Consider the following 20,165-nt stretch of genomic DNA (forward strand, 5'->3'; position numbering starts at 1 on the left):
GAAAGACAAATTGACTTGAAAAGTCCACTTGGAATGGACAAATAGTTTCCTGTTTGGAGAACGTTAGCTTGCAGCGACAAGCCGGACCGCTTCTTCCAGCTTTTCTTGGAAGGCGGAGGTTCCCGCTCGGAGCACGAAGCTGTGGAAGCTTTCGCCGATTTCGCGGCTTTCTTTGTAAAACTCGATCAAATGCTTCAGCACGGGGCCGACATCATCGCCTTTAACCCGACCTTTTAGCGGGGTGACGAGCTGGGCGCCGGGACCGAGAATGCCGCCAACGGAGATATCGAAGGCGTCTACCATGCCCTCAGCCGTTTTGACAAGAGCGCCTTGAAGCCCGATGTCGGCGATATATTTCTGTCCGCAGTTGTTTGGGCAGCCAACGAAATGAATGCGGACATCATGATCCAGTTGGACCTGTTCGTCGAGATAAGCGGCGACGCGGCGGGCGCGTTCTTTGGTCTCCACGATAGCCAGGTTGCAAAACTCATTGCCGGTGCACGAGACGGTCCGGCTCGTAAACCGCTTCGGATAAGGCGTTAGCCGTTCCAGCACTTGCTCCTTGAGCAGTTGGTCGATCTTCTCGTTCGGTATTCCGGTGAGAAGAATGTTCTGAGACATGGTGGTGCGGATGAATGCGTCTCCGTATTCTTCGGAGAGGCGGGCTAGCTCGCTAAGTTCTGCAGCCGAAAGGCGGCCGACCGGGACATTCAGACCTACATAGTTCAACCCGTCCTGCTTTTGCGGGTGTACGCCGTCGAAGTAAGCTCCGTTCCAGCCGATTACTTTGTCGGTCCCTCGATCCGGCAGCTCGCCGATCAGCTTCACCAGCTCTTCCTGAAACGTTTCCGGTCCCCAATCGGCGATCAAGAACTTCAAACGGGCATGGTGACGCTTTTCGCGGTATCCGTGATCGCGGAATAGGGTGGAGACTCCTGCTGCAATTTTGAGAACATCTTCAGGGCGAGCGAATAGGTCCAGCTTTTTGGCCAGATAGGGCTTGGCGGACAAGCCACCACCGACCCAAACGTGGAAGCCGAGCACGTCCTGTCCGTTGATCTCTTTGACCGCCGGAGTAAAGGCGAGATCATTGATTTCCGCATGCGCGGTATTGTAGATGCTGCTTGAGATGGACATTTTGTATTTTCGCGGCAGGTTAGAGAAATCACGATTCAGCAAGAAGAAATCATTGACCTCTTCGACCAGCGGAGTCGTATCGAACAGCTCGTCTTTGTCGATTCCGGCGAGTGGATTGCCGACGATGGTGCGCGGGCAGTCGCCGCAGGCTTCATAAGAATACAGGCCGACGTTCTCCAGCCGTTTGAAGATGTCCGGCAGGTACTCGACGCGCAGCCAGTGGAATTGGATCGCTTGCCGGGTGGTCACATCGACAAGATCTCGCCCATAATCGCGGGCGATCGAGGCGAGGGCCTCGGCCTGAACGCTCGTCATCCGGCCTCCGTTGATGCGCACGCGCATCATGAAGTGACCGTCTTTGGGTTTCTGTTCGTAGACGCCCGCCCACTTGAAGCGGCCCAGCTCGTCTTCAGGAATGGACTCATAGCCACCCGGGGCGTATGTCTCGATGATGGAGCGAATGACATCGAGGCCATCCTTTTCCAGCTTGATGAGTTCCATCTTGTTCAGCTTGGACGGATCAGCCGCCCAAATGGCTTCATAGGCCATGTCCGACTCCTCCTCTTTCCTTTAAATTCCGACTAACAAACTATGATTAAAAGTATCGTATCATAGTGGGCACGCGGCGTAAACGGCGGCGGACATAACACTTCCTGATCGCTCAAAAAAGGGCTGCTTATAGCGCAGAGAACGCTTTTGTATAGGGAGTTGAATCCGTTAGTGATCGGCTGACAAAGCAGGTACAGGGAATGAACTCTGTAGAAGAGCAGCTGAGAAAACGGGTGCAAGGAAGAGGACCACTGTGGAGGGATGTCTGACATAATGGGTGCAAGGAAGAGGACCACTGTGGAGGGATGTCTGACAAACGGGAACAAGGAACGGACCTCTGTAGAGGAGCACCGACAAAACGGGGAATTCGGTAGTTGAAGCGGGAGATGGGATGACCTATCGTGGTCATTCTAACCCGACTCCAGACGATTGGACTTGAAGCTTTCCTCTAAGATGAGCTCTGTTAGCTCGTTTTACAAGCAGTCGGTTATAGGATTGGAATGGAAGCAATGAGCAAAAAAAAGAAAAGAGAGCAACAAAAAGCGTTCCCGGCACGCCGGAAACGCAGAAGGAGCGTTAGAAAATAGCATTCCCCGGAAATGACAGCGGGAGCATCAGAAGGAGTATTCTTCGGAAAGCAGAATGGGCATCAGAACATTGTGCGCTCCCCCGGAGTCGGATAAAAGTTGTATCGGAACTACACGGTGTTATGGAGTTGAAGTAAAGTCACCTTTTCTTCAGTGGGGATGAGAGGGAGCGGGAAAAGTTGGCGCTTCTATGGGGAAGTCTGGATTTGTAGCTTGCACTTCCAGTTCGTTCAGGGATTGTCCAGCTGCAGCGGCTGCTTGGGTCAGGGCCAACTGGCGCAGCGCTTCCGGCGAATCGGTCGATTTGTAAGCGGCATTCTTTTGAATGGCGGGAGAAGGAGAGACGGCGACGCTTCCGCGGTCGGCAGTTCCTTGGCGGTCCGAGCAGGCCGACAAAATAAGGCAGCCTCCGATGATGGCGAGGAGGAGTGTGCGATTGGCGGTCTTTTTCATGGCGGACTCCCTTCGGGCAATGCGGATCTCTCAGCCAGTATTCCCATCATACCGGAGAAAGATCAGCCCTACGTTAACGCCATATGTACATTATCTAAAGATGACCACCACCCAGTGAGTTCTCACCCCTATTCTTGCCGATACGAAGCGGCGTCAGCCAGTAGGGGAAGAGGTGAAGAGACGGTCGTCTTTGATTGAACAAAGTACCATAAGCTCCGACTTCTGACGATGGGATTACCTCGCCTATTCCTTTTGCATAGGGGATTCGATGGATGGTTTCGCAAGGAGTCGCTCCCTCCTCCGGGATAGAGATCCGGTGATGAGCTGCTTCAGAGCGTCTGCATTGACAAGCACCGTCCCAGCGATGATCGTGAAGACGCCGAGAAGCGACAGCCGGGTCACCGTTTCGCCATAGAGCAAGAAGCCTGCGCCCACGGCGATCGGCGGTGACACATACAGCCAGGTGGATGGAAAGACGGGGTTCGTCTTGGCTACCAGCCAGTAGAACAGGGTATGCCCGACCATGGAGCCGACGACCGTCAGGTACAGCAGCGAGCCTGCCGTTTTGAACGATAAGAACACCTCGGGATGAACCGGTTCGGTGGCCAGCGACAGTAGGAACAGGAGAGCTCCACCGTACATCATCTGAACGGCGTTTAGGGCAATTGGGGAGGTCTCCGAGAAGGTGGTGATGACGGTTTTGGAATAGAGCGTACCCGCCGCGTAGCTGCATTCCCCGATCAGCACGACCGCGCAGCCGATCACCCACAGCGGCGACAGGCTGACGGCGAGATTGGGCAGAACAAGCAGCAAGACGCCGGTTAACCCAATGAGGCATCCCCACAAGGCACGGCGCGGAGCCCGCTGCCGAAGCATGGCCGTCTGCAAAAGCAAGATCATGATCGGTCCGGTCGCAGACAGCACCGAGGCCAGCCCGGAGGATATGTGCTGCTCGGCCCAGTACAGGGTGGAGAAGGTGCCGAAGGTCAGCATCGCTCCGGTAAACAGCATTTCCTTGCACAAAAGCAAGGAAAAGCGAGCCTTCCCTTTCCAAACCATCCAGAGAAACAGAATGGTTCCCGCGAGGAAAAATCGCAAGCCCGCGGAGAAAAAGGGAGGGGCTCCGGCGTCCACCCCGACTTTGATGGCGAGGAAGGTCGTGCCGAAGATGAGGCAGATGAGCGAGTACGCGAGCATGATCATGGTCAAGCAACCCCTTTGTGTAATGGATCGGAAAGCCTTCAGCAAGCTTTTGTCCATCATAGCGGGTTCACTATAGAACAGATGGAGAAGAACAGAACAGATTGGATCGGATTTGCGGTACACTAGAGAAAAGAGACAACCTAGGGCGGAATAGAGAAACGAAATTGAGCGGAATAGGGCCATGAAGAAGAGCCATGAAGAAGAGCCATGAAGAGAGCCATGAAGAGAGCCATGGAGCGACTACCCCTATTGGAATAGCTGGAGATCGAGCCAGGCTGAATGGAGGTGCGGGGAAGATGACGGTTTTGGATGGAGACGGGAGAAGCCCGCAAAAACAGATGAACACAGAGCCGGCCCAGCCTCTATTCCGCCAAGTGTACGAGCACCTGTTGAACCGGATGGCGCGGGGGGAGTGGAAGCCCCATGATAAGCTGCCGTCAATTCGTGTACTGGCCGAAGAATTGCAGGTGCACCGGTTGACGGTATTCAAGGCCTGTCGTGAGCTCGCGGAATGCGGCAAGGTATACGTCAAGGATAAGTCAGGGTATTATGTCTCCCCCGCCAGCCGACGAGACGCGGAGCCTGAAGCGGATAAGGAAAAGGTGGCGACTGCCTATTCGCTCACCAGCGCTCTGTCGGATATTCATCGGCTGCCGGCTCGCTATCAGTTTTCTCAAGCGCTCATCGATCCGAACCTGCTGCCGAACCTCTTCTTGTCCGACTATGTGAAGAAGGTGTTCGACCTTTACCCGAAGGTGATGGGCACCTACTCCTCGGCTCAAGGAGACGAAGAGCTGCGCGGCATGCTGAGTCGGCATTTTCGGGAGCGCCACCGGCTGCAGTTGGCGCCGGAAGAGCTCGTCATCACCTCGGGCTCTCAACAGGCGATCAACCTGATCGCCGGAACGGTCCTCGGCCCGATGGATGCCGTACTGGTGGAGCGGCCGACTTATAGCGTGGCGCTGGATATTTTTCGCCGGAGGGGAGCGCGGCTCGTTCCCGTCGAGATCACGCCCGAGGGCTACGACCTCGGCCAGATCGAGGAACAGCTGCGTCGGCATCGACCGCGAATGTTTTACATGAACCCCACGCATCACAATCCGACGGGCGCCACCGTTCCGGCTTGGCAGCGCAAGCGGATCGTAGAGCTGGCCGAGCGCTATCGCTGCCTGCTGGTGGAGGATGATCCTTTCCGTGATATGTACTTTGAGACGGAACCGCCTCCCCCGTTTTTTGCCTACGATACGGAGGGCTGGGTGATCTACATCAGCAGCTTCAGCAAGTATATCGCTCCTGGGCTGCGCATCTGCGCCGTCGCCAGCCGCCAGCCGTTCGTCGAGCAGCTCGTTATCGCCAAAGCTCTCGCGGATGGAGGGACCTCGCTGTTGAACCAGAAGATCTTCCTGCACTATTACACCTCATCCCGGCTGCAGCAGCATGTGGGCAAGCTTCGCATCGCCCTTCAGGTGCAGAAGGAGATCGTGGAGGAGGAGCTGGCGGGGAGCGGCTGGCAATGGACCACTCCGCAAGGTGGGCTCAATCTGTGGGTGAAGGTGCCGGAGACGGTGTCGGTCGATGAGCTGTTCATGCGCGCCCGGGAGGAATCCATCTCTTTCGTTCCGGGGACGATCTGCGATCCGCTCGGGGAGATGCATTCGTGGCTGCGCCTCAGCTATTCCTTCTTAAGCGCTGAGGTTTTGCGCGATGGAATCCGTCGTTTAAAGCAGTTGGCGCGGGAGCTGGAAGGGAGCGGGCCGCGCGAATAACGCCTTTTGCTTTTGATGAAATGCAAAAACACCTTCAAGCGCGCTCCCTGCTGGAAATGGGACGGGTCGGGTTGTAACCCCGACCTGGCGCGGCTTGAAGGTGTTTTCTTTTACAGGCTTACACCCACCACATTTGGCCGATCGGCTCGGTGATGAGCACCTGTTGAAGGTTGCTCACGGCTTTGGAGAAGCCTTCGTCGATAGACATGAGGCCATCTTCATGCTCGATGCTGACGACATAGTCATAGCCAACGAGACGCAGGGCGCTCATGATGTCGGCCCATACCTTCAGGTCGTGGCCGAAGCCGACGGAGCGGAACTGCCATGCGCGGTCCAGCATCAGCTCATAGGATTGCATATCCGTCACGCCGTGGCGGTTGACGTTGTTCTGGTCGATTGAGGTGTCCTTGGCATGGAAATGATGCAGCGCTCCGGCTTTGCCGAGAATGAGGATGGCTTGTACCGGATCGATTCCCTGCCACCACATGTGGCTCGGATCGAGATTGGCGCCGATGGCGTCACCCGTCGCTTCCCGCAGGCGCAGAAGCGTCCCGGGTGTGTGAACGGAGAAGCCTCCGTGCAGCTCAAGCCCGATTTTGATCCCGCGTTCAGTTGCGTATTGGTTGATTTCCTTCCAGTACGGAATCACCTTGTATTCCCACTGCCAGGCTAGAATTTCCTGGAAGTCGGTCGGCCAGGGAGCGACCGGCCAGTTCGGATACTTGGCATCCTCATGATCGCCCGGACAGCCGGAGAAGGTGTTCACGACCGGAACCTCCAGCAGTTGCGCCAGGTCGATCGTCTTGCGGATGAGCTCGTCCGCTTCTTTGGCGATCGCCTTTTGCGGATGGAGCGGATTGCTGTGGCAGCTCAAGGCGCTGATGATCAGGCCGCGGGAAGCAATCGCTTCTTTATAGGCCGTGCGTTTCGATTCGTCGGCGAGAAGCCCGTCAAGGTCGCAGTGGTTGTTCCCAGGATAACCCCCGGTTCCGATTTCGACCGCCTGTAGGCCTTTGGCTGCAAGGGTATCGAGCATGTCCTCGAATGATTTTTGGTTGAAGAGGGGATTGAATACTCCCAGTTTCATCTTGGCACCTCCAAAAAAATTTCGGCTTTTGGCAAGAGTATACCACATCGCCAGATAAAACAAGAGCGCTTACACAATTCGCGAAAACGAACATTTTTCAACGAGCGTGCCTCGGATTAGCCAAGACCAACAAGAGAGAAGGGACTGTTCATACTTAGAAATTCTAGGTATACTAATACTTAGTTATTCTAGCTATACGGGAGGAGGCGGAATCCGATGATTGATCGTGAAATGGTGAAGGGGAGTACGGCGCTGCTGATCCTTTCTCTGCTCCATCGAGAAGGCCACTTGTATGGGTACCAAATCTCCAAGCTCATCCAGGAACGTAGCGACAATGTGCTGTCGTACAAAGATGGTACCCTGTATCCTGCGCTGTACAAATTAGAAGAGGATGGCTTGATTCAGAGCGAATGGACGGAAGTGAACGGGCGCAAGCGCAAGTATTATGATATAACCTCGAGCGGTAGAGGAGAGCTTAGGAGCAAGGAAGAGGAATGGAAGCTTTTTACGAAATCAATGGGGAGTGTGCTGGGACATGGCTAACCTGCCTAACCAAATTGACGAGTTTCTGAATGAGCTGCTGCCTTATCCTTGCGGACCTCGGATACTGGAGCTTCGCAAAGAGCTTGAGGATCATTTGCTGGAAGGGATGGAAGAACATCTCGAGCAGGGACTCTCGAAGCAAGAGGCTTTCCAAGCGGCAGTGGTAACATTGGGGCCAATTCGAGGGCTGAAGCGCCATATTCGCCGAATTCATCGACACGGCAGGAGAAAGAGACCGATTCAACTGATTGCCGGCCTCAGTCTTCTGATCCTCTATCCGTTGGCTCTGTTTCTGTTCTTTCCTAACGTGAACTTTTCGCTCGTGATGCTTCTCCCGTTATTGGTTGGGGTTGGCATGCTGTTTGGCGCTGGCTTTGGCACTCACATGGATATTGTCTTGAGCAAGTATGAACCGCTGGAGGACAATAGCGATTTTACGGCCTTGTTCGGAAACGGAATGAAGTACAAAGAATAGGTGTGCCGCTGGATACCCGTGTGAAAAAGGGGCTGAAAAAAGAACAAGTCGACTCCCATTCACCGTCAAGCCGGCTCATCGATGGGGCAGTCTGGCCGGGAATCGGAGCGGGAGCGGACAGCGCGAGGGAGAGCCACCGGCAGCAGGCCGGGAATCACTTCGATGCGAATCCGTTCTTCCTGAACCGGGTCGCCGTCCGCCTGTATGGGTAAGGGACTTTCCGGCAAGAGCTCAATCCGCTTACCGGTGAAAAACCGCACGGCCGGATGTCCGACATGCTTGCCGGAGAGCACGAGCGGGAACAAGCGGAGGAGCTGCCAGCGGGTAATCCCGAAGGCGACGCATACCGAGGCGAGGCCGTCGGTCGCATCGGCATCGGGATTGATGCGGAAGCCGCCACCGTAATAGGGAAGGTTGCACATGGCGACGAGCCACACCTGCTCAAAGCGGCTTTCCCATCCGTCCACGCGGAGGGTGATGGCTTGCGGCCGGTAAGTGAAAAGGACGCGGATGACAGACAGTACATAGGCGAGCTTGCCTGCTCCGAAGAGATTGAGCCATCGCTTGTAGGAGGCCTCGTTGGTCGTGAGCGCCACCTGCGCGTCGAAGCCGCAGCTGATCGAGCTGGCGGCCACCGTATGGCCCAGCTGAAGGAGGTCCAGATCGACGGAGCTGTCCTCTAGTACCGCACCGAGCAGAAGGTCGAGCGCGGCGATCGGGTCCTCGGGAATGCCGTTGCTGCGCGCAAAGTCATTACCCGAGCCTGCGGGGATGTAGCCGAAGGAACAGTCTCCCGGCGAAGCCAGCCCGCGCGTTTCCATAGCCGTTGATGAAAGCGGTCCCGCCGTAACGAGGCCGGTCACCGCCTCATTTACCGTTCCGTCTCCGCCCACCGCGGCGATGGCTTGAATTCTCCCGCTTTTCGCCATCTCGCGAGCGATTCGCTCGGCATCGCCTGCCCCTGTGGTGAATCGGGCCTCGTGCGGGATGCCCCGCTTGCGCAGCTCCTTTTCGACCCGCTTCCAAACCTTGGCCCCCCGACCGTTCCCGGACACGGGATTGATTACAAACCCGATCATGCGCATCGCCCTTCTTCCGTCTCTCTCAAACTTTTGGTGTTAATTATCTCACATTTCCTTGTCGATGGCATCCCTGGTTTTTGCCAATTTTCGGCTAAAAATCGGCGTTAGGATGTGATTCCCTTCACGCCATGGATGGAAAAGGCCATGGTTTTCCGCTACACTAGAAGGATATGGCCATTGCCGAGGTAAGGCGATGCCGACAGGAGGATTCATGGGAACGATGCGCAAGGAAGAGATTGAGCTGCTGGCTCCCGCCGGAGACTGGGATTGCCTGCGCGCGGCGGTGGCGAACGGGGCGGATGCGGTTTATTTTGGGGTGGAGAAATTCAATGCCCGGGCGCGCGCGAATAACTTTCGGACGGAGGAATTGCCGGAAGTGATGTCGTTCTTGCATCGCTATGGAGTGAAGGGATTTCTCACCGTCAACATATTGATATTTGAAAACGAGCTGGAGGATGCACGGAGCCTGGTCGAGGCTTGCGCGAATGCAGGCGTAGACGCCGTTATCGTGCAGGACCTTGGCCTCGTGCGGTTGATCCGGGAAATCTCTCCCGACTTCCCGATTCACGGCTCGACCCAGATGACGATGACCTCGCCTGAGGCGGTGGAATTCACGAAGTCGTATAACATCGAGCGGGTCGTGCTCGGGCGGGAAAACAACCTGAAGCAGATCCGCACAATCGGAGAGCATGCCAAGCAGCCGATGGAGATTTTCGTCCACGGGGCGATCTGCGTCTCCTATTCCGGCCAATGCCTCACCTCGGAAATGTGGGGCGGTCGCTCGGCGAACCGGGGAGAATGCGCCCAGGCCTGCCGTCTCCCGTACGACCTGATGGTCGACGGGGTTCATCAGCCGATGGGTGACATCACGTACCTGCTGTCGCCGAAGGATCTCGCCGCCATCGAGCTCGTGCCGGAGCTGATCGAGGCGGGGGTGACCTCCTTCAAGATCGAAGGGCGGATGAAGAGCCCGGAATACGTGGCGAATGTGACGGCGAAGTATCGGGCCGCAATTGACCGCTATTTCGCAGGAGTGAACCCATCACCTTCCAAGGAGGAGCTGCGCGAGCTGCAGCAGAGCTTCTCGCGCGGGTTCACCTACGGCTTCTTGAAGGGGACGAACAACAAGACGCTGGTCGAAGGGACGTTTCCGAAGAGCCGCGGCGTCTACCTAGGCCGGGTGAAGGAAGTGCTAAGGGACGGCGTGCTCGGTGAGCTGGAAGCGCCGCTCAAGCGCGGGGACGGCATCGTCTTCGACGCGGGCGACCCGACCCAGAAGGAAGAGGGAGGGCGCGTCTACGACCTTCGCCGCAAGGGACTTAAGCTGGAGGGCGAAGCGCCCGGCGGCTTGATCGAGATCATACCGGGACGTAACGACGTGGCGCTCGGCCGCTTGCATGTCGGCGACCGCATCTGGAAGACGAACGACCCACATCTCGATAAGCGGCTGCGCCAAACGTTCGAGACGGACAAGCCGTACCGAACCTTCCCCGTGAAGGTGAAGGTGATCGCCGCGCTCGGCCAGTCGCTCAAGACGTGGTGGACGGATCTTCGCACTGGAGCGCAGGTTCAGGTCGATTCCGAGGCGCTTCTGGAGCAAGCGCTGAAGCGGCCGATGGACGAAGCGCTGTTCCGGGAGCAGTTCGGCCGGCTCGGCGGAACGATCTTCGAGCTCGCCGAGCTGGACGCCGTTCTCACGGAGGACCTGATCGTCCCCGTGAAGGAGCTGAACCGCATCCGCCGGGAGGCGGTTGAGCAGCTGACGGCGGCGCGCGAAGAAGCGCCCCGTTACACGATCCGCAGCCGCGAGGAGCAGGCGGCGTTGGCCGCCGCTGACATGCCGCCGGCTCGGGCGGATCGCGCTGCTGCTTCAGCTGGCGCTCCGGTTGGCGCTTCGGCTGGGCTGAGCCCAGCGGCCTGCGATGCCGGAGCAAGTCTGCAAGCAGCGGATGGAGCAGCTGCGGCTCTATCCAAGCCCGAGCTGACGGTGCTCTGCCGTACCCTGCCGCAGGTATATGCGGCACTCGAAGCCGGTGTGGAGTTCCTCTATGCCGACTTCGAGTTCATCAAGCAGTTCCCAGCGGCCGTGGAGGCTGTCCATGCGGCGGGAGCGAAGATCGCGCTCGTGCCTCCGCGCATTCATATGCCGGGCGAGACCGGCTTCTTCAACCACATCCTGCGGCTTGCGCCGGATGCGGTGCTTGTGCGCAACACCGGCGCCCTCTATTATTTCATGCGGGAGCGGCAGCTCCATCCGGATGCCGCTCATCCCGAGCTGATCGGCGACTTCTCGCTTAACGTCGCCAACCACCGCTCGGCGGCGCTCTTCCTGGAGGCCGGACTCAGCCGGATCACGCCGTCGTACGACTTGAACATCCAGCAGATGATCGACTTCCTGGAGCAGACGGATACCTCCCGCGTCGAGCTCGTGCTGCACCAGCACCTGCCGATGTATCATACCGAGCATTGCATCTACTGTACCTTCATGAGCGAGGGGACGGATTATACGAACTGCGGAAGACCCTGCGAGAGCCAGCGCGCCTCGCTGCGCGACCGGATCGGCATGTCGCATCCGGTGCGGGTGGACGAAGGCTGCCGCAACACGGTCTATCACGCCATCGAGCAGTCCGGAGCGGAATACTTGCCGCAGTTCCTCTCGCTGGGCGTCCGCCGTTTCCGGGTGGAGTTCCTGGAAGAGACGCCGGAGAAGGTCCAAGAGGTGCTCAGCCTGTACCGCAGGGCGCTCGGGGGCACGATTCCGGGTACGCAGGTCTGGAAGACGCTGAAGGCGACCAACCAGCTCGGCGTCACTCGCGGACAGCTGGTGAAATAAACGATGGGCCGTCCCATAAGGAAGGCATCGAGTAAACCTAGTACGTTGGCAGCTTAAAAACTGTGGTCTCCGCACAACTTCTCATACCCATTGACGTCGATTCATATCCACACGATTAGGGCTGACAGCGTACTAGTAAGCCTAACCCTTTAAAGAGTCTTCCTCCCTATAGAAGGGGGAAGGCTCTCTTGCTGTGTGCCGATAACACGGGATAAACGGGAGAAAAACCTCTGTTTTTTGCTGTGGAGGCTACCCTTTTCCTACCGCGACCGCGAAAGATGGAGCAAGATCGACCTAGCGCAAGCCTGACGGCGACCGAAGGAGAAGTAAGCGTTTTTCATCCTCGCCATTCCCTCGGGCAGCCTTCCGCCCCGATCGGCGGGACTTTACAGCGGAACGGCGAGGGAGTATGATACGTTTCGTGATTACGACACACGCTGAATCCCGAACAGGGAGCGGGGGAACCGAACGGCGCGCACCGCGCGCTACAGGGGTGAATCCTTCCGGCCAAGCAGGCCGAAGGTAGGGCGACTCTCACGTCCGAATCCGACAGCTAACCTCGCAAGCGTCTCGAGAGGGGCTTGTTTGAACGCGCACGCTGATCCCATCATCCTTCCAAGGATTTCATGAGGAGAAGCCGCGGGAAAGGGTCTCTTTCCCCCGGCTTCTTTTTGTTGTGCACAGAAAGGGCTGCCGGAGCTGCACGTACACGAAATCCGCTCCCGCCGAGCTTCATGTAAGTCGGTGCGGAACGACCGGGAGGAACCCGCCATGACCCAAGAAAAAGTTCTCGTTTCCGCGCCCAGTCCCGCCGGAGAGCAGTTCATCCGGATGCTGAAGTATAAGAAGATTCCCTTTGCCGTTCTCATTAACCATCCGGATCAAAAGGAGCGCCTCGCCAAGCTCGGCGTTCAGGACTTCGTACAGGTGGACACAAAAGACGCCGGAATCCCCGCCGAAGCCGGAGAACCCGCGCGGATGGTGTTTCTGTTTGAGGATAGCTTGAATTTGACCTGTCGCTATCTGAAGCTGTGCAGCGCCTGGACGGAGGGGCCGATCATCGTCATCTCACAAAACGGTGTTCCGCGCCCGATCTACCGCCACCTGGGAGCCAAGGACGTCATCTACTCCCGCAGCGGAGAGGTATCTTACCTGCTTCAGAGTGTGTAGAACTATAGAGCGGAGAAGTACCCAACTGCTACAAAGCGTGTAGAACTATAGAGCGGAGAAGTACCTAACTGCTACAAGCGTGTAGAACTATAGAGCAAGAAATATCCTATCTGCTTTAGAGTGTGTAGAGCGCGGAAAGCAGTCCCAACCCGCATTAGGGCTGGAGAAACAACGGAATAGAAGGTCTGGAAGAAAAGCTCTGTGCTTAGCCGCTGTCTATTCGATTGCAGGAAAGTTGAGCTTAGAAAAAGTCGGTATCTGTTCCGGTAACGGAATGGGTTCCGGCTTTTTTGGGCTTGTGGGACTGCTTCCGACTAATACGCTGTCCACTCAAAAACGATGGGTTCCGCACATTTTCCCATACCGATTGACGCCGAACCGTATCCATACGATTCGGGTGGACGGCGTATTAGGTCGAGGTACACAAATCATGGATTGACGTTAGAGGGAAAGAGGGAAGAAGAGCGAGGGGGAGGAAGAGCGGGAAGAGCGGGAAGAGCGGTTAGGGGGACTTCCGTGCCCGTAGTTTGCCACCGAACGAAGCGTAACAAGGAGCATGCGATTTGCCGAAAGGCTAGTCTAGCGGGCGCGGGTCTGCTATTCTGGAGAAAACAGGAGAAACGAGACCACTCCGGGAAAGGAACCGAACTCCTTGATAAAAAGACGATACGGGATCGCGCTCGCCCTTCTGGTGGCCGCCGCCCTGCTTTTGCGGGTAGGCTATGTGGTCACATCGGAGGGCAGCAAGCTGTCCCATGATGAGAAGAATTATTCTGAACAGGCCGTGCGCCTGGTGGATAAAGGGATTTACGCTTACAACGAAGAAGTTCCCAATGCCCGAGTGACACCCGGGTATCCGCTCTTCGTGGCGGCGGTGGTGAAGGTGGTCGGCACGGACCATCTCACTTCGGCGCAGAATACGGTGCGCTACCTGCAGTGCGTGCTGGGAGCGGCCGCCGTTCTCTTGATGTACGCCCTCGGAAGCGAGCTGTGGAGCCGGCGGGCCGGACTTGTCGCGGCAGCGCTCGCGGCCTTTTACCCGACGTATATCTGGTCGCCGCAGCTGATCACGACAGAGACGCTGTTTCTCACCGCCTTCCTCGGCATGCTCTATGCCCAGGCGAAGATCATCCGCGAGAATCGGCTGCGCGACCACGTGGCGGCGGGCCTGCTCGTCGCGCTGGCCGTGTTGATCCGGCCTCAAGTGCTTCCGCTTGCTGTGGTGCCCTATGTGATCATCTGGGTGCGCGACCGGCGTTTGTACGCGCGGGAAATTGTTACGGCGGTCGGGGCGTTCGCTCTTCTGATGCTGCCTTGGTGGATCCGCAACGCGGTGACGCTGCATGAATTTGTCCTGACGGCCAAAGGTGGAATGGGCAATCCGTTCCTCGCCGGCACAGACCCCTATCTCAAGGGAACGATCGACTGGAATGAAGCGCAGAAGGGCGATCAGTTTCAGGAAGGGCTGAAGCGGCTGAAGGAGGGCTTGAGGGAAGATCCGTGGCTGTGGATCCGCTGGTTCACGGTGGGCAAGTTCATGGTCATCTTCAAAACCCCGCGGCTTATGCTTCCGGCCCCTTTTGCTGACATTTTCACCGCTCTGCATTTGGCTTTTGCCTGGATTGGCTGGCTCGCGCTGCTCAGTTTCCGCAGCCGCCCGCTCCGTTTTCTCGCCATCGGCCTACTGATGCTTGTAGGTATCCAACTGATGTTTATCCCGGTCGCGCGCTATGCGTATCCTATGTACGCCTTCTTGATGCTAGGCTTCGGCTACGCCGTCTCGGTCGTCTGGAATCGGCTGCGCGGAACGGAAGACTTCGGGTATCCGAGCGAGTACCGGTTTTAGGTGCGGCAATCTAAAGCTGTCGATTTGGTCGACATTTTTTCTCTAAATGATCTCCGCTTCACCTCTGTGGATCTCTCTTTTTGTATGGTATACTCGCATCAGACGAAGAACGTCTTCTGTAGCTTTTACGGGAGGGCGTTCTTTTTTTTATCGGGAAATCGGGTTCAGATGCAGGTTCAGAACATTCGATTGGGTTAAAGGGGAGTTGTCCATGAGCTTTGAAGCTTCACATGAGGAGTTCCTTCAGAATCATCTCCGGTTGCGGTCCGGAGAGCGGCGTGGAAGGCTGCAGCGTGGGCATGCCTATGCAGAGAAGCTGTTCCTTCAGCAGGTATGGTGGCCGTTGTTCGGGACATTGGACTACCTTCATCCGGAATACGAAGTGGCTGATTGGAACCGAAAGTCACAGTTTCTCGACTTTGCATACCTTCCTCCATATGGGCGATTTGGGTTGGAAATTGACAGCTATCAAAGCCATATCAAGGACGTCGATCGGGAAAAGTTCAGCTATTCGTTGAATCGGGATACGTTTCTGACGGCGATGGGCTGGACCGTGCTTCATTTTTCCTTCGACGATGTTCAGCAGAGACCGGAGTTGTGCCGCATGCTGTTGCAGATGGTATTCGGACCGTATCTTCTGCGGACTCCTAAAGACATACAGCTATCTCCAGCAGAAAAAGAAGTATTGCGGCTAGCCTGGAGCCTGGGAAAACCCATTCGGACGATGGATGTGATCGAAGGCTGCCAGGTAACCTATCGAACGGCCCGCAAGTGGCTCCAGGGATTAACGGAAAAGGGAATGATGCGCCCGATAGCGCGTGCCAAGTACACCTGCTGTTACGAACTGGTGGAGAAGGATACCGGGATGTGGCCATGAAGGGGCTGTGAATGAGCTGTGAATGAGCTATGAATGAGCCGTGAATGAGCTGTGAATGAGCCGTGAATGAGCTGTGAAGAGGCAGGCTTGTCGGTTGTTCGGATTGACTTTTCGTAACTTGGATTTTAAGTCGTCGGGATGTGGGGTTTTGCAGGGAAAGGAAGGGGTGGAACCCGAATTTCGCATCCCGGATCACGAAACACGAAATTTGAAACTCGATCCCGGATCACGAATCACGAATCTCGGATCATGAAATTTGAAACTCGATCCCGGATCACGAATCTCGGATCATGAAATTTGAAACTCGATCCCGGATCACGAAACTCGGATCCCGAAAAAGAATAAAATCATGCATTTTCTGCAACATTTTTAGGGAATCCCCCTCTTTTTCTGTGAAATCATGCATTAATGTCATCATTTTCTTCGAGATCGAGCACTTTCGCCCGAAAATCATGCACAAAAGGCAACAATTTAGAGAAAAACGTGGTTATGGTTTAAAAATATTGCATTTATTGCATGATTTCTTAACAAGGATCCGGATTGGTGCGGTGAGCTAACCTTTGTGCAAGGGAGTAAGGTGGGGATCGTTCGATGTGTGTAGGTGAAGTGTGTAGGTGAAGTGTGTAGGTGAAGTGTGTAGGTGACATGAGAGTTCTGCAGGGACCCAGGTTTCGGGTTTTTCCTTGAGAGAGGGTCAAATAGGAGAGAACACGATGCTCGGTTCTTTTTTCATTGAATTGCAACCTTTTGCCAAGCTTTCCGTCTAGAGGGTGCGAGCAAGACGATTTTCCACAAACAAGGAGGATGACCAGAATGAAAGGTTGGGTCAAAACGGTCGGAGCGGTTGCGCTGGCAAGCGGGTTGATCTTTGGTAGCATGGGGCTGAACGGAGCGCTGAAGGGGCCGGAAAAAGCTTTGGCGGAGGAGGCGCAGAAAAACGTGATTCAGGTAACAGGCAAGGGAGAGCTGTCCATCAAGCCAGACATCGTTTACCTGTCCATCGGCGTCGACACGTCGGCAGCCACAGCGGCGGAAGCGCAGAAGGCTAACGCAGCCAAAATTCAAAAGATTACGGCGGTCTTGAAGGGCACTTGGGGCGTAGCCGACAAGGATATTCAAACCGCCCGCTTCAGCGTGCAGCCGAACTACACGTACAGTGAGAAGGAAGGCCAGCAGGTGAAGGGCTACAACGCCAATCACACGCTGCAGATCAACTATCGCGATCTGGATAAGGTCGGCGGATTGCTGGACGCCGTCGCTGCAGCCGGAGCGAACAACATCGGCAACGCTAGTTTCTCCGTGGAAGATCCCTCGGCTTTTGAGGCTCAGGTGTTGGAAAAGGCGATGGCCAACGCGGACGTCAAAGCGGGCGCCATCGCAAAGGCGGCCAAACGCAGCCTTGGCCAGGTCGTCTCGGTTACTCAGCTTGACACCGGCAGCGTTCCGGTAAACTACATGGGCTATGAGAAGCTGGCGGCGACCGCTGCAGCGGATACGGCGGGAACCTCCGTGCAGCCGGGTGAAATCGATGTGACCGCACAGGTCAGCGTGACGTACGACATGAAGTAAGGCCAGTAACAAGCGAGCATTAATGTAAGAATAAGAGGCAGGACGGGCGAGGGGAGCTCTCTCGAGAGTCATTCTACCATTCGTCGAGCCTCGTCGTGTCAAGCGGAATGCCGGATGCGAAAAAGGACCTCAATCTCCACTGAAGAGCGGTGGATTTGGGGTCCTTTTGATTAACTTGGCAAGTTCCTTGTGAACTCAAACTTGGAAGTTCCATCTGCTCTCGAACTTGGCGAGTTCATTCCGTACACAAATCGGGAAACTCTTTCCGTAAGGAAGAGAGAGCACTGCTGCAACCAGTAGCCAGTAACAGGTAACAAGTACTTAGCAACAAGTAACTTCAGCCGAGTAGCCGGCCAGTAACCAGTAACCAGCAACCAGAAAAAACCGCTTAGCAGCAAGCAACCTTCAACCGAGCAACCAGTACTCAGCGACAAACTGAATCATCAGCAATCAGCGGCTCATGTCCACCACAAGCCGGCCCTGCACTTCCCCGCGCAGGATCGCATCCATGGCGTCCGGCACTTCATCGAGCGAGATCACGCGGTAGAGCAGCCCGAGCTTCTCCGGCTTCCAGTCGGAGGCAAGGAGCTTCCACAGGTGCAGGCGCTCGTCCATCGGGCATTCGACGGAGTCGACGCCGAGCAGACTGACGCCGCGCAGGATGAAAGGGAACACCGTGGTCGGCAGCTGCCCGCCCCCGGCGAGCCCGCACGCTGCGACGGCTCCGCCGTAGCGCAGCGAGGCGATGACGTGGGCGAGCACGGCGCCGCCCACGGGATCCACAGCCCCCGCCCAACGCTCATGGGCGAGGGGGCGCGGCTTCGCGGGAAGCAGCTCTTCCCGCGGCACAATTTCGGCGGCCCCCAGCTCGCGGAGCCAGGCTTGGGCCGCCGGTTTGCCCGTGGCGCCGGCGACGGTGAAGCGCAGTTAGGATATCCACCTGGCGCTTATACCCACCGAGATGTGAAAAAGAGACAGCGCGTATTCGGCGAGCCCGCCGAAGTGTGAGACGCCGAGGCCGTAGCTGGTGACGAGCACCGCGTCGCCGGGAGCGAAGCGGGCGTCCTCCGAGGAGACGATCGTTCCGACGAGATCGATCCCCGGAATGAAGGGATACGAGCTCACGATCTTGCCGTCTTCCTTGCCGGCCAGCCCGTCCTTATAATTGATGCCGGAGTGGCTGACGCGAATCAGCAGCTCGCCCTCCGGGAGATTCTCGGTTTGCCATTCACGGATTCCGCGGGTGAAGCCGTCATCCGTTTTGTCGACTGTTAAGGCTCGAAATGAAGTCATCGTCAATCATCCTTTCATACACATCCGCATGGTTGCCGTTTCTCAGGGTTGCGGTGCGGACAGGTTCAAAGCCAAGTCCTTGCCAGAATCGGTGAGCAGGCTCGTTGCCCTCCACCACTCCGAGCTGGCAGGTCTGATAACCTTGCTTCCAAAGACGGGTGAAATACTCGGAGAGCGCAGCAAGCGCCAATCCTTGTTGACGGAACGACGGCGCAAGAAACAAAAATCCGATCCACGGAGCCTTGTCCTGCCGATACAGATAGTCGAAGACGCCGACATCTTCGCCGTTCAACCGCAGGATAAAACGGTCTGCTCCATATTCGAGTCCTTCCTCGCGATCCTTTTCCACGTCTGTAAGCGTCAGCCATTCCTTGCCGTCCGTAACCCGATTGTAGAACGAATCGGTGTTTCGCAGAGCCAGCTCGCGCGCGGCGTTTCCAGGCTCTGCCTTTTCCCATATCAGCATAACGCACCCTTCCTTTCGGTTCAAATGGATTCGGAGCAGAGCGTGTTTGTAGAACTGGTCTTTCGGTTGATTCGGCTGAATAGCTTCCCCTGTTTGGAGCCATAGGGGCTCTTCCTTAGGAGATTTTCAACCGCTATTCCACCATACGATCAGCCTGCATACACACTCTCCGGACCCGTCAGCACAGCTTCCGCCAGTCAATCCCGCCTCGAGCGAATTCCGTTCGTCCCGTCAGTATTTCCTCCTGTCGATCCCACCTCACAAGGGTCCGTTTCGCCCCCGTCAGTGCAAATTCCGCCAATTCGTCCAAACCTCGCGTGGATTCAGCTCGTAAACTTCCTTCTCACGGTACATGAACTGCTGCATGATCAGCTCGCGCCGGAGAGTGGCGAAATCCTCATGATATCGCTTCAGGAACTCGTTGATCTCCTTTTCCGGATAGGCCTTGCCGATCTCGAATTGCTCCGCCAGCCACTCCAGAATGACGATCTTCTTCTTGAGCTGAGCCGGGATGGTCTTCAGGCGTCCGTCCTTACCGAAAAAGTTCTTCAGCACGCTCTCCTTGAATTTGTCCTCGTTTAATGCCGTCAACTCCGTTACCTCCTTCTCGGCGCCAGAAGGGCTGATGAACGATACCGTTCCTCCGGCCTTGACCTCCAGCATCTCGCGGTTGAGTGAAAAATAGATCGTGTTCTTCTCCCGCCATTCGAAAAGAACCCCCGCCTCCCTCAGCTTCAACATGTGGTGGGTGATGGTGGGCGGGGTGACGCCGAGTCGGCCGGCGAGCTCCTGCCCGCTGAGCGGCCCATCGGCGATAAGCCGCAGGATGCGGATGCGGGTCGGATCGGACAGCGCTTTATGGAAGGCGACCAGTTTTTCTAATTGCATAGCTCCAACTCCTTAAACAGTCATCTAATTAGATTGTGATCAAATCATATAGGATAGCGAACTAATTTGTCAATTATCTAATTAGTCGATCATCGAACTTTGTAAACCTCATGCGGTTATTCGTCTTGCGGGCCTTTACTCTGTTGGATGTTTGTTCTTTTGTTTAAGAGGTAAGAGGTCACTTCCGCACCGCACGAAGCTCCCAGTGCGCGGTACTTGGCGTCACATGATGTGGTCACCCCACCTGCAAAGAGTAGCAATCCCTTGAGTCATAGCCAGTCCGTTTTTTGCGATTTGAATCGTGGGTCACCTAACACGAAAAAAGTACCGTTCCATTGAGG

The 20,165-nt window shown here is 56.3% G+C and carries 15 protein-coding genes, 1 pseudogene and 1 riboswitch; of the genes and pseudogenes, 8 read left to right on the forward strand and 8 right to left on the reverse strand.

All coding sequences use genetic code 11. From position 1 onward, the window contains the following. Positions 1-63: 63 nt before the first annotated feature. The 3 genes from BN2684_RS01470 to BN2684_RS01480 all read right to left on the reverse strand — a co-directional run bounded on the left by BN2684_RS01470 (position 64) and on the right by BN2684_RS01480 (position 3,929). On the reverse strand, positions 64-1,686 hold the full coding sequence (locus BN2684_RS01470) for a nitrite/sulfite reductase (RefSeq protein WP_058300404.1): 1,623 nt from the start codon (positions 1,684-1,686) through the stop codon (positions 64-66). A gap of 737 nt (positions 1,687-2,423) precedes the next feature. Continuing rightward, positions 2,424-2,726, reverse strand: a complete 303-nt coding sequence (locus BN2684_RS01475; RefSeq protein ID WP_058300405.1) for a hypothetical protein — start codon at positions 2,724-2,726, stop codon at positions 2,424-2,426. Positions 2,727-2,969: 243 nt separating this feature from the next. Continuing rightward, positions 2,970-3,929, reverse strand: a complete 960-nt coding sequence (locus tag BN2684_RS01480; protein ID WP_058300406.1) for a DMT family transporter — start codon at positions 3,927-3,929, stop codon at positions 2,970-2,972. A 338-nt stretch (positions 3,930-4,267) separates the two neighbouring features. Between BN2684_RS01480 and BN2684_RS01485 the strand changes: the two genes are divergently transcribed. Next, entirely contained in the window at positions 4,268-5,695 is a 1,428-nt protein-coding gene (locus BN2684_RS01485; RefSeq protein ID WP_058300530.1) for an aminotransferase-like domain-containing protein, read from the forward strand. A gap of 118 nt (positions 5,696-5,813) precedes the next feature. Here the strand turns inward: BN2684_RS01485 and BN2684_RS01490 are convergent, their stop codons facing one another. Next, entirely contained in the window at positions 5,814-6,782 is a 969-nt protein-coding gene (locus tag BN2684_RS01490) for a sugar phosphate isomerase/epimerase family protein (RefSeq protein ID WP_058300407.1), read from the reverse strand. Between the two features lie 216 nt (positions 6,783-6,998). Here BN2684_RS01490 and BN2684_RS01495 point away from each other — a divergent pair, with 216 nt between their 5' ends. Together BN2684_RS01495 and BN2684_RS01500 are read left to right on the forward strand one after the other, a co-directional pair. After that, positions 6,999-7,325: a helix-turn-helix transcriptional regulator gene (locus BN2684_RS01495; protein ID WP_058300408.1), complete on the forward strand. Its 327-nt coding sequence runs from the start codon at positions 6,999-7,001 to the stop codon at positions 7,323-7,325. Next, on the forward strand, positions 7,318-7,800 hold the full coding sequence (locus tag BN2684_RS01500) for a permease prefix domain 1-containing protein (protein WP_058300409.1): 483 nt from the start codon (positions 7,318-7,320) through the stop codon (positions 7,798-7,800). Before BN2684_RS01495 ends, BN2684_RS01500 begins: the two co-directional genes overlap by 8 nt. Positions 7,801-7,865: 65 nt before the next feature. Here the strand turns inward: BN2684_RS01500 and BN2684_RS01505 are convergent, their stop codons facing one another. Next, a complete protein-coding gene (locus BN2684_RS01505; protein ID WP_058300410.1) occupies positions 7,866-8,879 on the reverse strand; it encodes a diacylglycerol/lipid kinase family protein in 1,014 nt (337 codons plus the stop codon). A 214-nt stretch (positions 8,880-9,093) separates the two neighbouring features. On the opposite strand from BN2684_RS01505, the gene BN2684_RS01510 reads away from it, so the two are divergent. From BN2684_RS01510 to BN2684_RS01530, 5 genes are all read left to right on the forward strand, one after another. Beyond that, positions 9,094-11,715: a U32 family peptidase gene (locus tag BN2684_RS01510; protein WP_058300411.1), complete on the forward strand. Its 2,622-nt coding sequence runs from the start codon at positions 9,094-9,096 to the stop codon at positions 11,713-11,715. Positions 11,716-12,140: 425 nt separating this feature from the next. Next, a riboswitch (cyclic di-AMP (ydaO/yuaA leader) is annotated at positions 12,141-12,299 on the forward strand. Between the two features lie 187 nt (positions 12,300-12,486). Then, on the forward strand, positions 12,487-12,885 hold the full coding sequence (locus BN2684_RS01515) for a hypothetical protein (protein ID WP_058300412.1): 399 nt from the start codon (positions 12,487-12,489) through the stop codon (positions 12,883-12,885). 652 nt (positions 12,886-13,537) lie between these two features. Continuing rightward, positions 13,538-14,731 carry an ArnT family glycosyltransferase gene (locus BN2684_RS01520; RefSeq protein WP_058300413.1) on the forward strand — a complete coding sequence of 398 codons (1,194 nt, stop codon included), beginning with the start codon at positions 13,538-13,540 and terminating at the stop codon, positions 14,729-14,731. Positions 14,732-14,942: 211 nt separating this feature from the next. Beyond that, a complete protein-coding gene (locus BN2684_RS01525; protein ID WP_058300414.1) occupies positions 14,943-15,608 on the forward strand; it encodes a hypothetical protein in 666 nt (221 codons plus the stop codon). A gap of 813 nt (positions 15,609-16,421) precedes the next feature. Next, complete coding sequence (locus BN2684_RS01530; protein ID WP_058300415.1) at positions 16,422-17,177, forward strand: SIMPL domain-containing protein; 756 nt, start codon at positions 16,422-16,424, stop codon at positions 17,175-17,177. Between the two features lie 450 nt (positions 17,178-17,627). On the opposite strand, the pseudogene BN2684_RS23730 reads toward BN2684_RS01530, so the two are convergent. The 3 genes and pseudogenes from BN2684_RS23730 to BN2684_RS01550 form a co-directional block, all read right to left on the reverse strand. Then, positions 17,628-18,470: pseudogene (locus BN2684_RS23730) on the reverse strand (alcohol dehydrogenase catalytic domain-containing protein). After that, positions 18,430-18,936, reverse strand: coding sequence for a GNAT family N-acetyltransferase (locus BN2684_RS01545; protein WP_058300418.1), 507 nt, complete (start codon positions 18,934-18,936; stop codon positions 18,430-18,432). The pseudogene BN2684_RS23730 and the gene BN2684_RS01545 overlap by 41 nt, the downstream one beginning before the upstream one ends. Positions 18,937-19,218: 282 nt before the next feature. Beyond that, positions 19,219-19,824 (reverse strand): DUF2087 domain-containing protein, encoded by a 606-nt coding sequence (locus BN2684_RS01550; RefSeq protein ID WP_058300419.1) that lies wholly within the window; start codon positions 19,822-19,824, stop codon positions 19,219-19,221. Positions 19,825-20,165 lie beyond the last annotated feature (341 nt).

Origin of the sequence: Gorillibacterium timonense (assembly GCF_001457415.1) — a bacterium.
Classification (GTDB): Bacteria; Bacillota; Bacilli; order Paenibacillales; family NBRC-103111; genus Gorillibacterium; species Gorillibacterium timonense.

What these genes read in the sequence shown, in the direction of transcription:
- BN2684_RS01470 (WP_058300404.1), bottom strand. Translation starts at nt 1,686, where the DNA reads ATGGCCTATGAAGCCATTTGGGCGGCTGATCCGTCCAAGCTGAACAAG.
- BN2684_RS01475 (WP_058300405.1), bottom strand. Translation starts at nt 2,726, where the DNA reads ATGAAAAAGACCGCCAATCGCACACTCCTCCTCGCCATCATCGGAGGC.
- BN2684_RS01480 (WP_058300406.1), bottom strand. Translation starts at nt 3,929, where the DNA reads ATGATCATGCTCGCGTACTCGCTCATCTGCCTCATCTTCGGCACGACC.
- BN2684_RS01485 (WP_058300530.1), top strand. Translation starts at nt 4,268, where the DNA reads ATGAACACAGAGCCGGCCCAGCCTCTATTCCGCCAAGTGTACGAGCAC.
- BN2684_RS01490 (WP_058300407.1), bottom strand. Translation starts at nt 6,782, where the DNA reads ATGAAACTGGGAGTATTCAATCCCCTCTTCAACCAAAAATCATTCGAG.
- BN2684_RS01495 (WP_058300408.1), top strand. Translation starts at nt 6,999, where the DNA reads ATGATTGATCGTGAAATGGTGAAGGGGAGTACGGCGCTGCTGATCCTT.
- BN2684_RS01500 (WP_058300409.1), top strand. Translation starts at nt 7,318, where the DNA reads ATGGCTAACCTGCCTAACCAAATTGACGAGTTTCTGAATGAGCTGCTG.
- BN2684_RS01505 (WP_058300410.1), bottom strand. Translation starts at nt 8,879, where the DNA reads ATGATCGGGTTTGTAATCAATCCCGTGTCCGGGAACGGTCGGGGGGCC.
- BN2684_RS01510 (WP_058300411.1), top strand. Translation starts at nt 9,094, where the DNA reads ATGGGAACGATGCGCAAGGAAGAGATTGAGCTGCTGGCTCCCGCCGGA.
- BN2684_RS01515 (WP_058300412.1), top strand. Translation starts at nt 12,487, where the DNA reads ATGACCCAAGAAAAAGTTCTCGTTTCCGCGCCCAGTCCCGCCGGAGAG.
- BN2684_RS01525 (WP_058300414.1), top strand. Translation starts at nt 14,943, where the DNA reads ATGAGCTTTGAAGCTTCACATGAGGAGTTCCTTCAGAATCATCTCCGG.
- BN2684_RS01530 (WP_058300415.1), top strand. Translation starts at nt 16,422, where the DNA reads ATGAAAGGTTGGGTCAAAACGGTCGGAGCGGTTGCGCTGGCAAGCGGG.
- BN2684_RS01545 (WP_058300418.1), bottom strand. Translation starts at nt 18,936, where the DNA reads ATGCTGATATGGGAAAAGGCAGAGCCTGGAAACGCCGCGCGCGAGCTG.
- BN2684_RS01550 (WP_058300419.1), bottom strand. Translation starts at nt 19,824, where the DNA reads ATGCAATTAGAAAAACTGGTCGCCTTCCATAAAGCGCTGTCCGATCCG.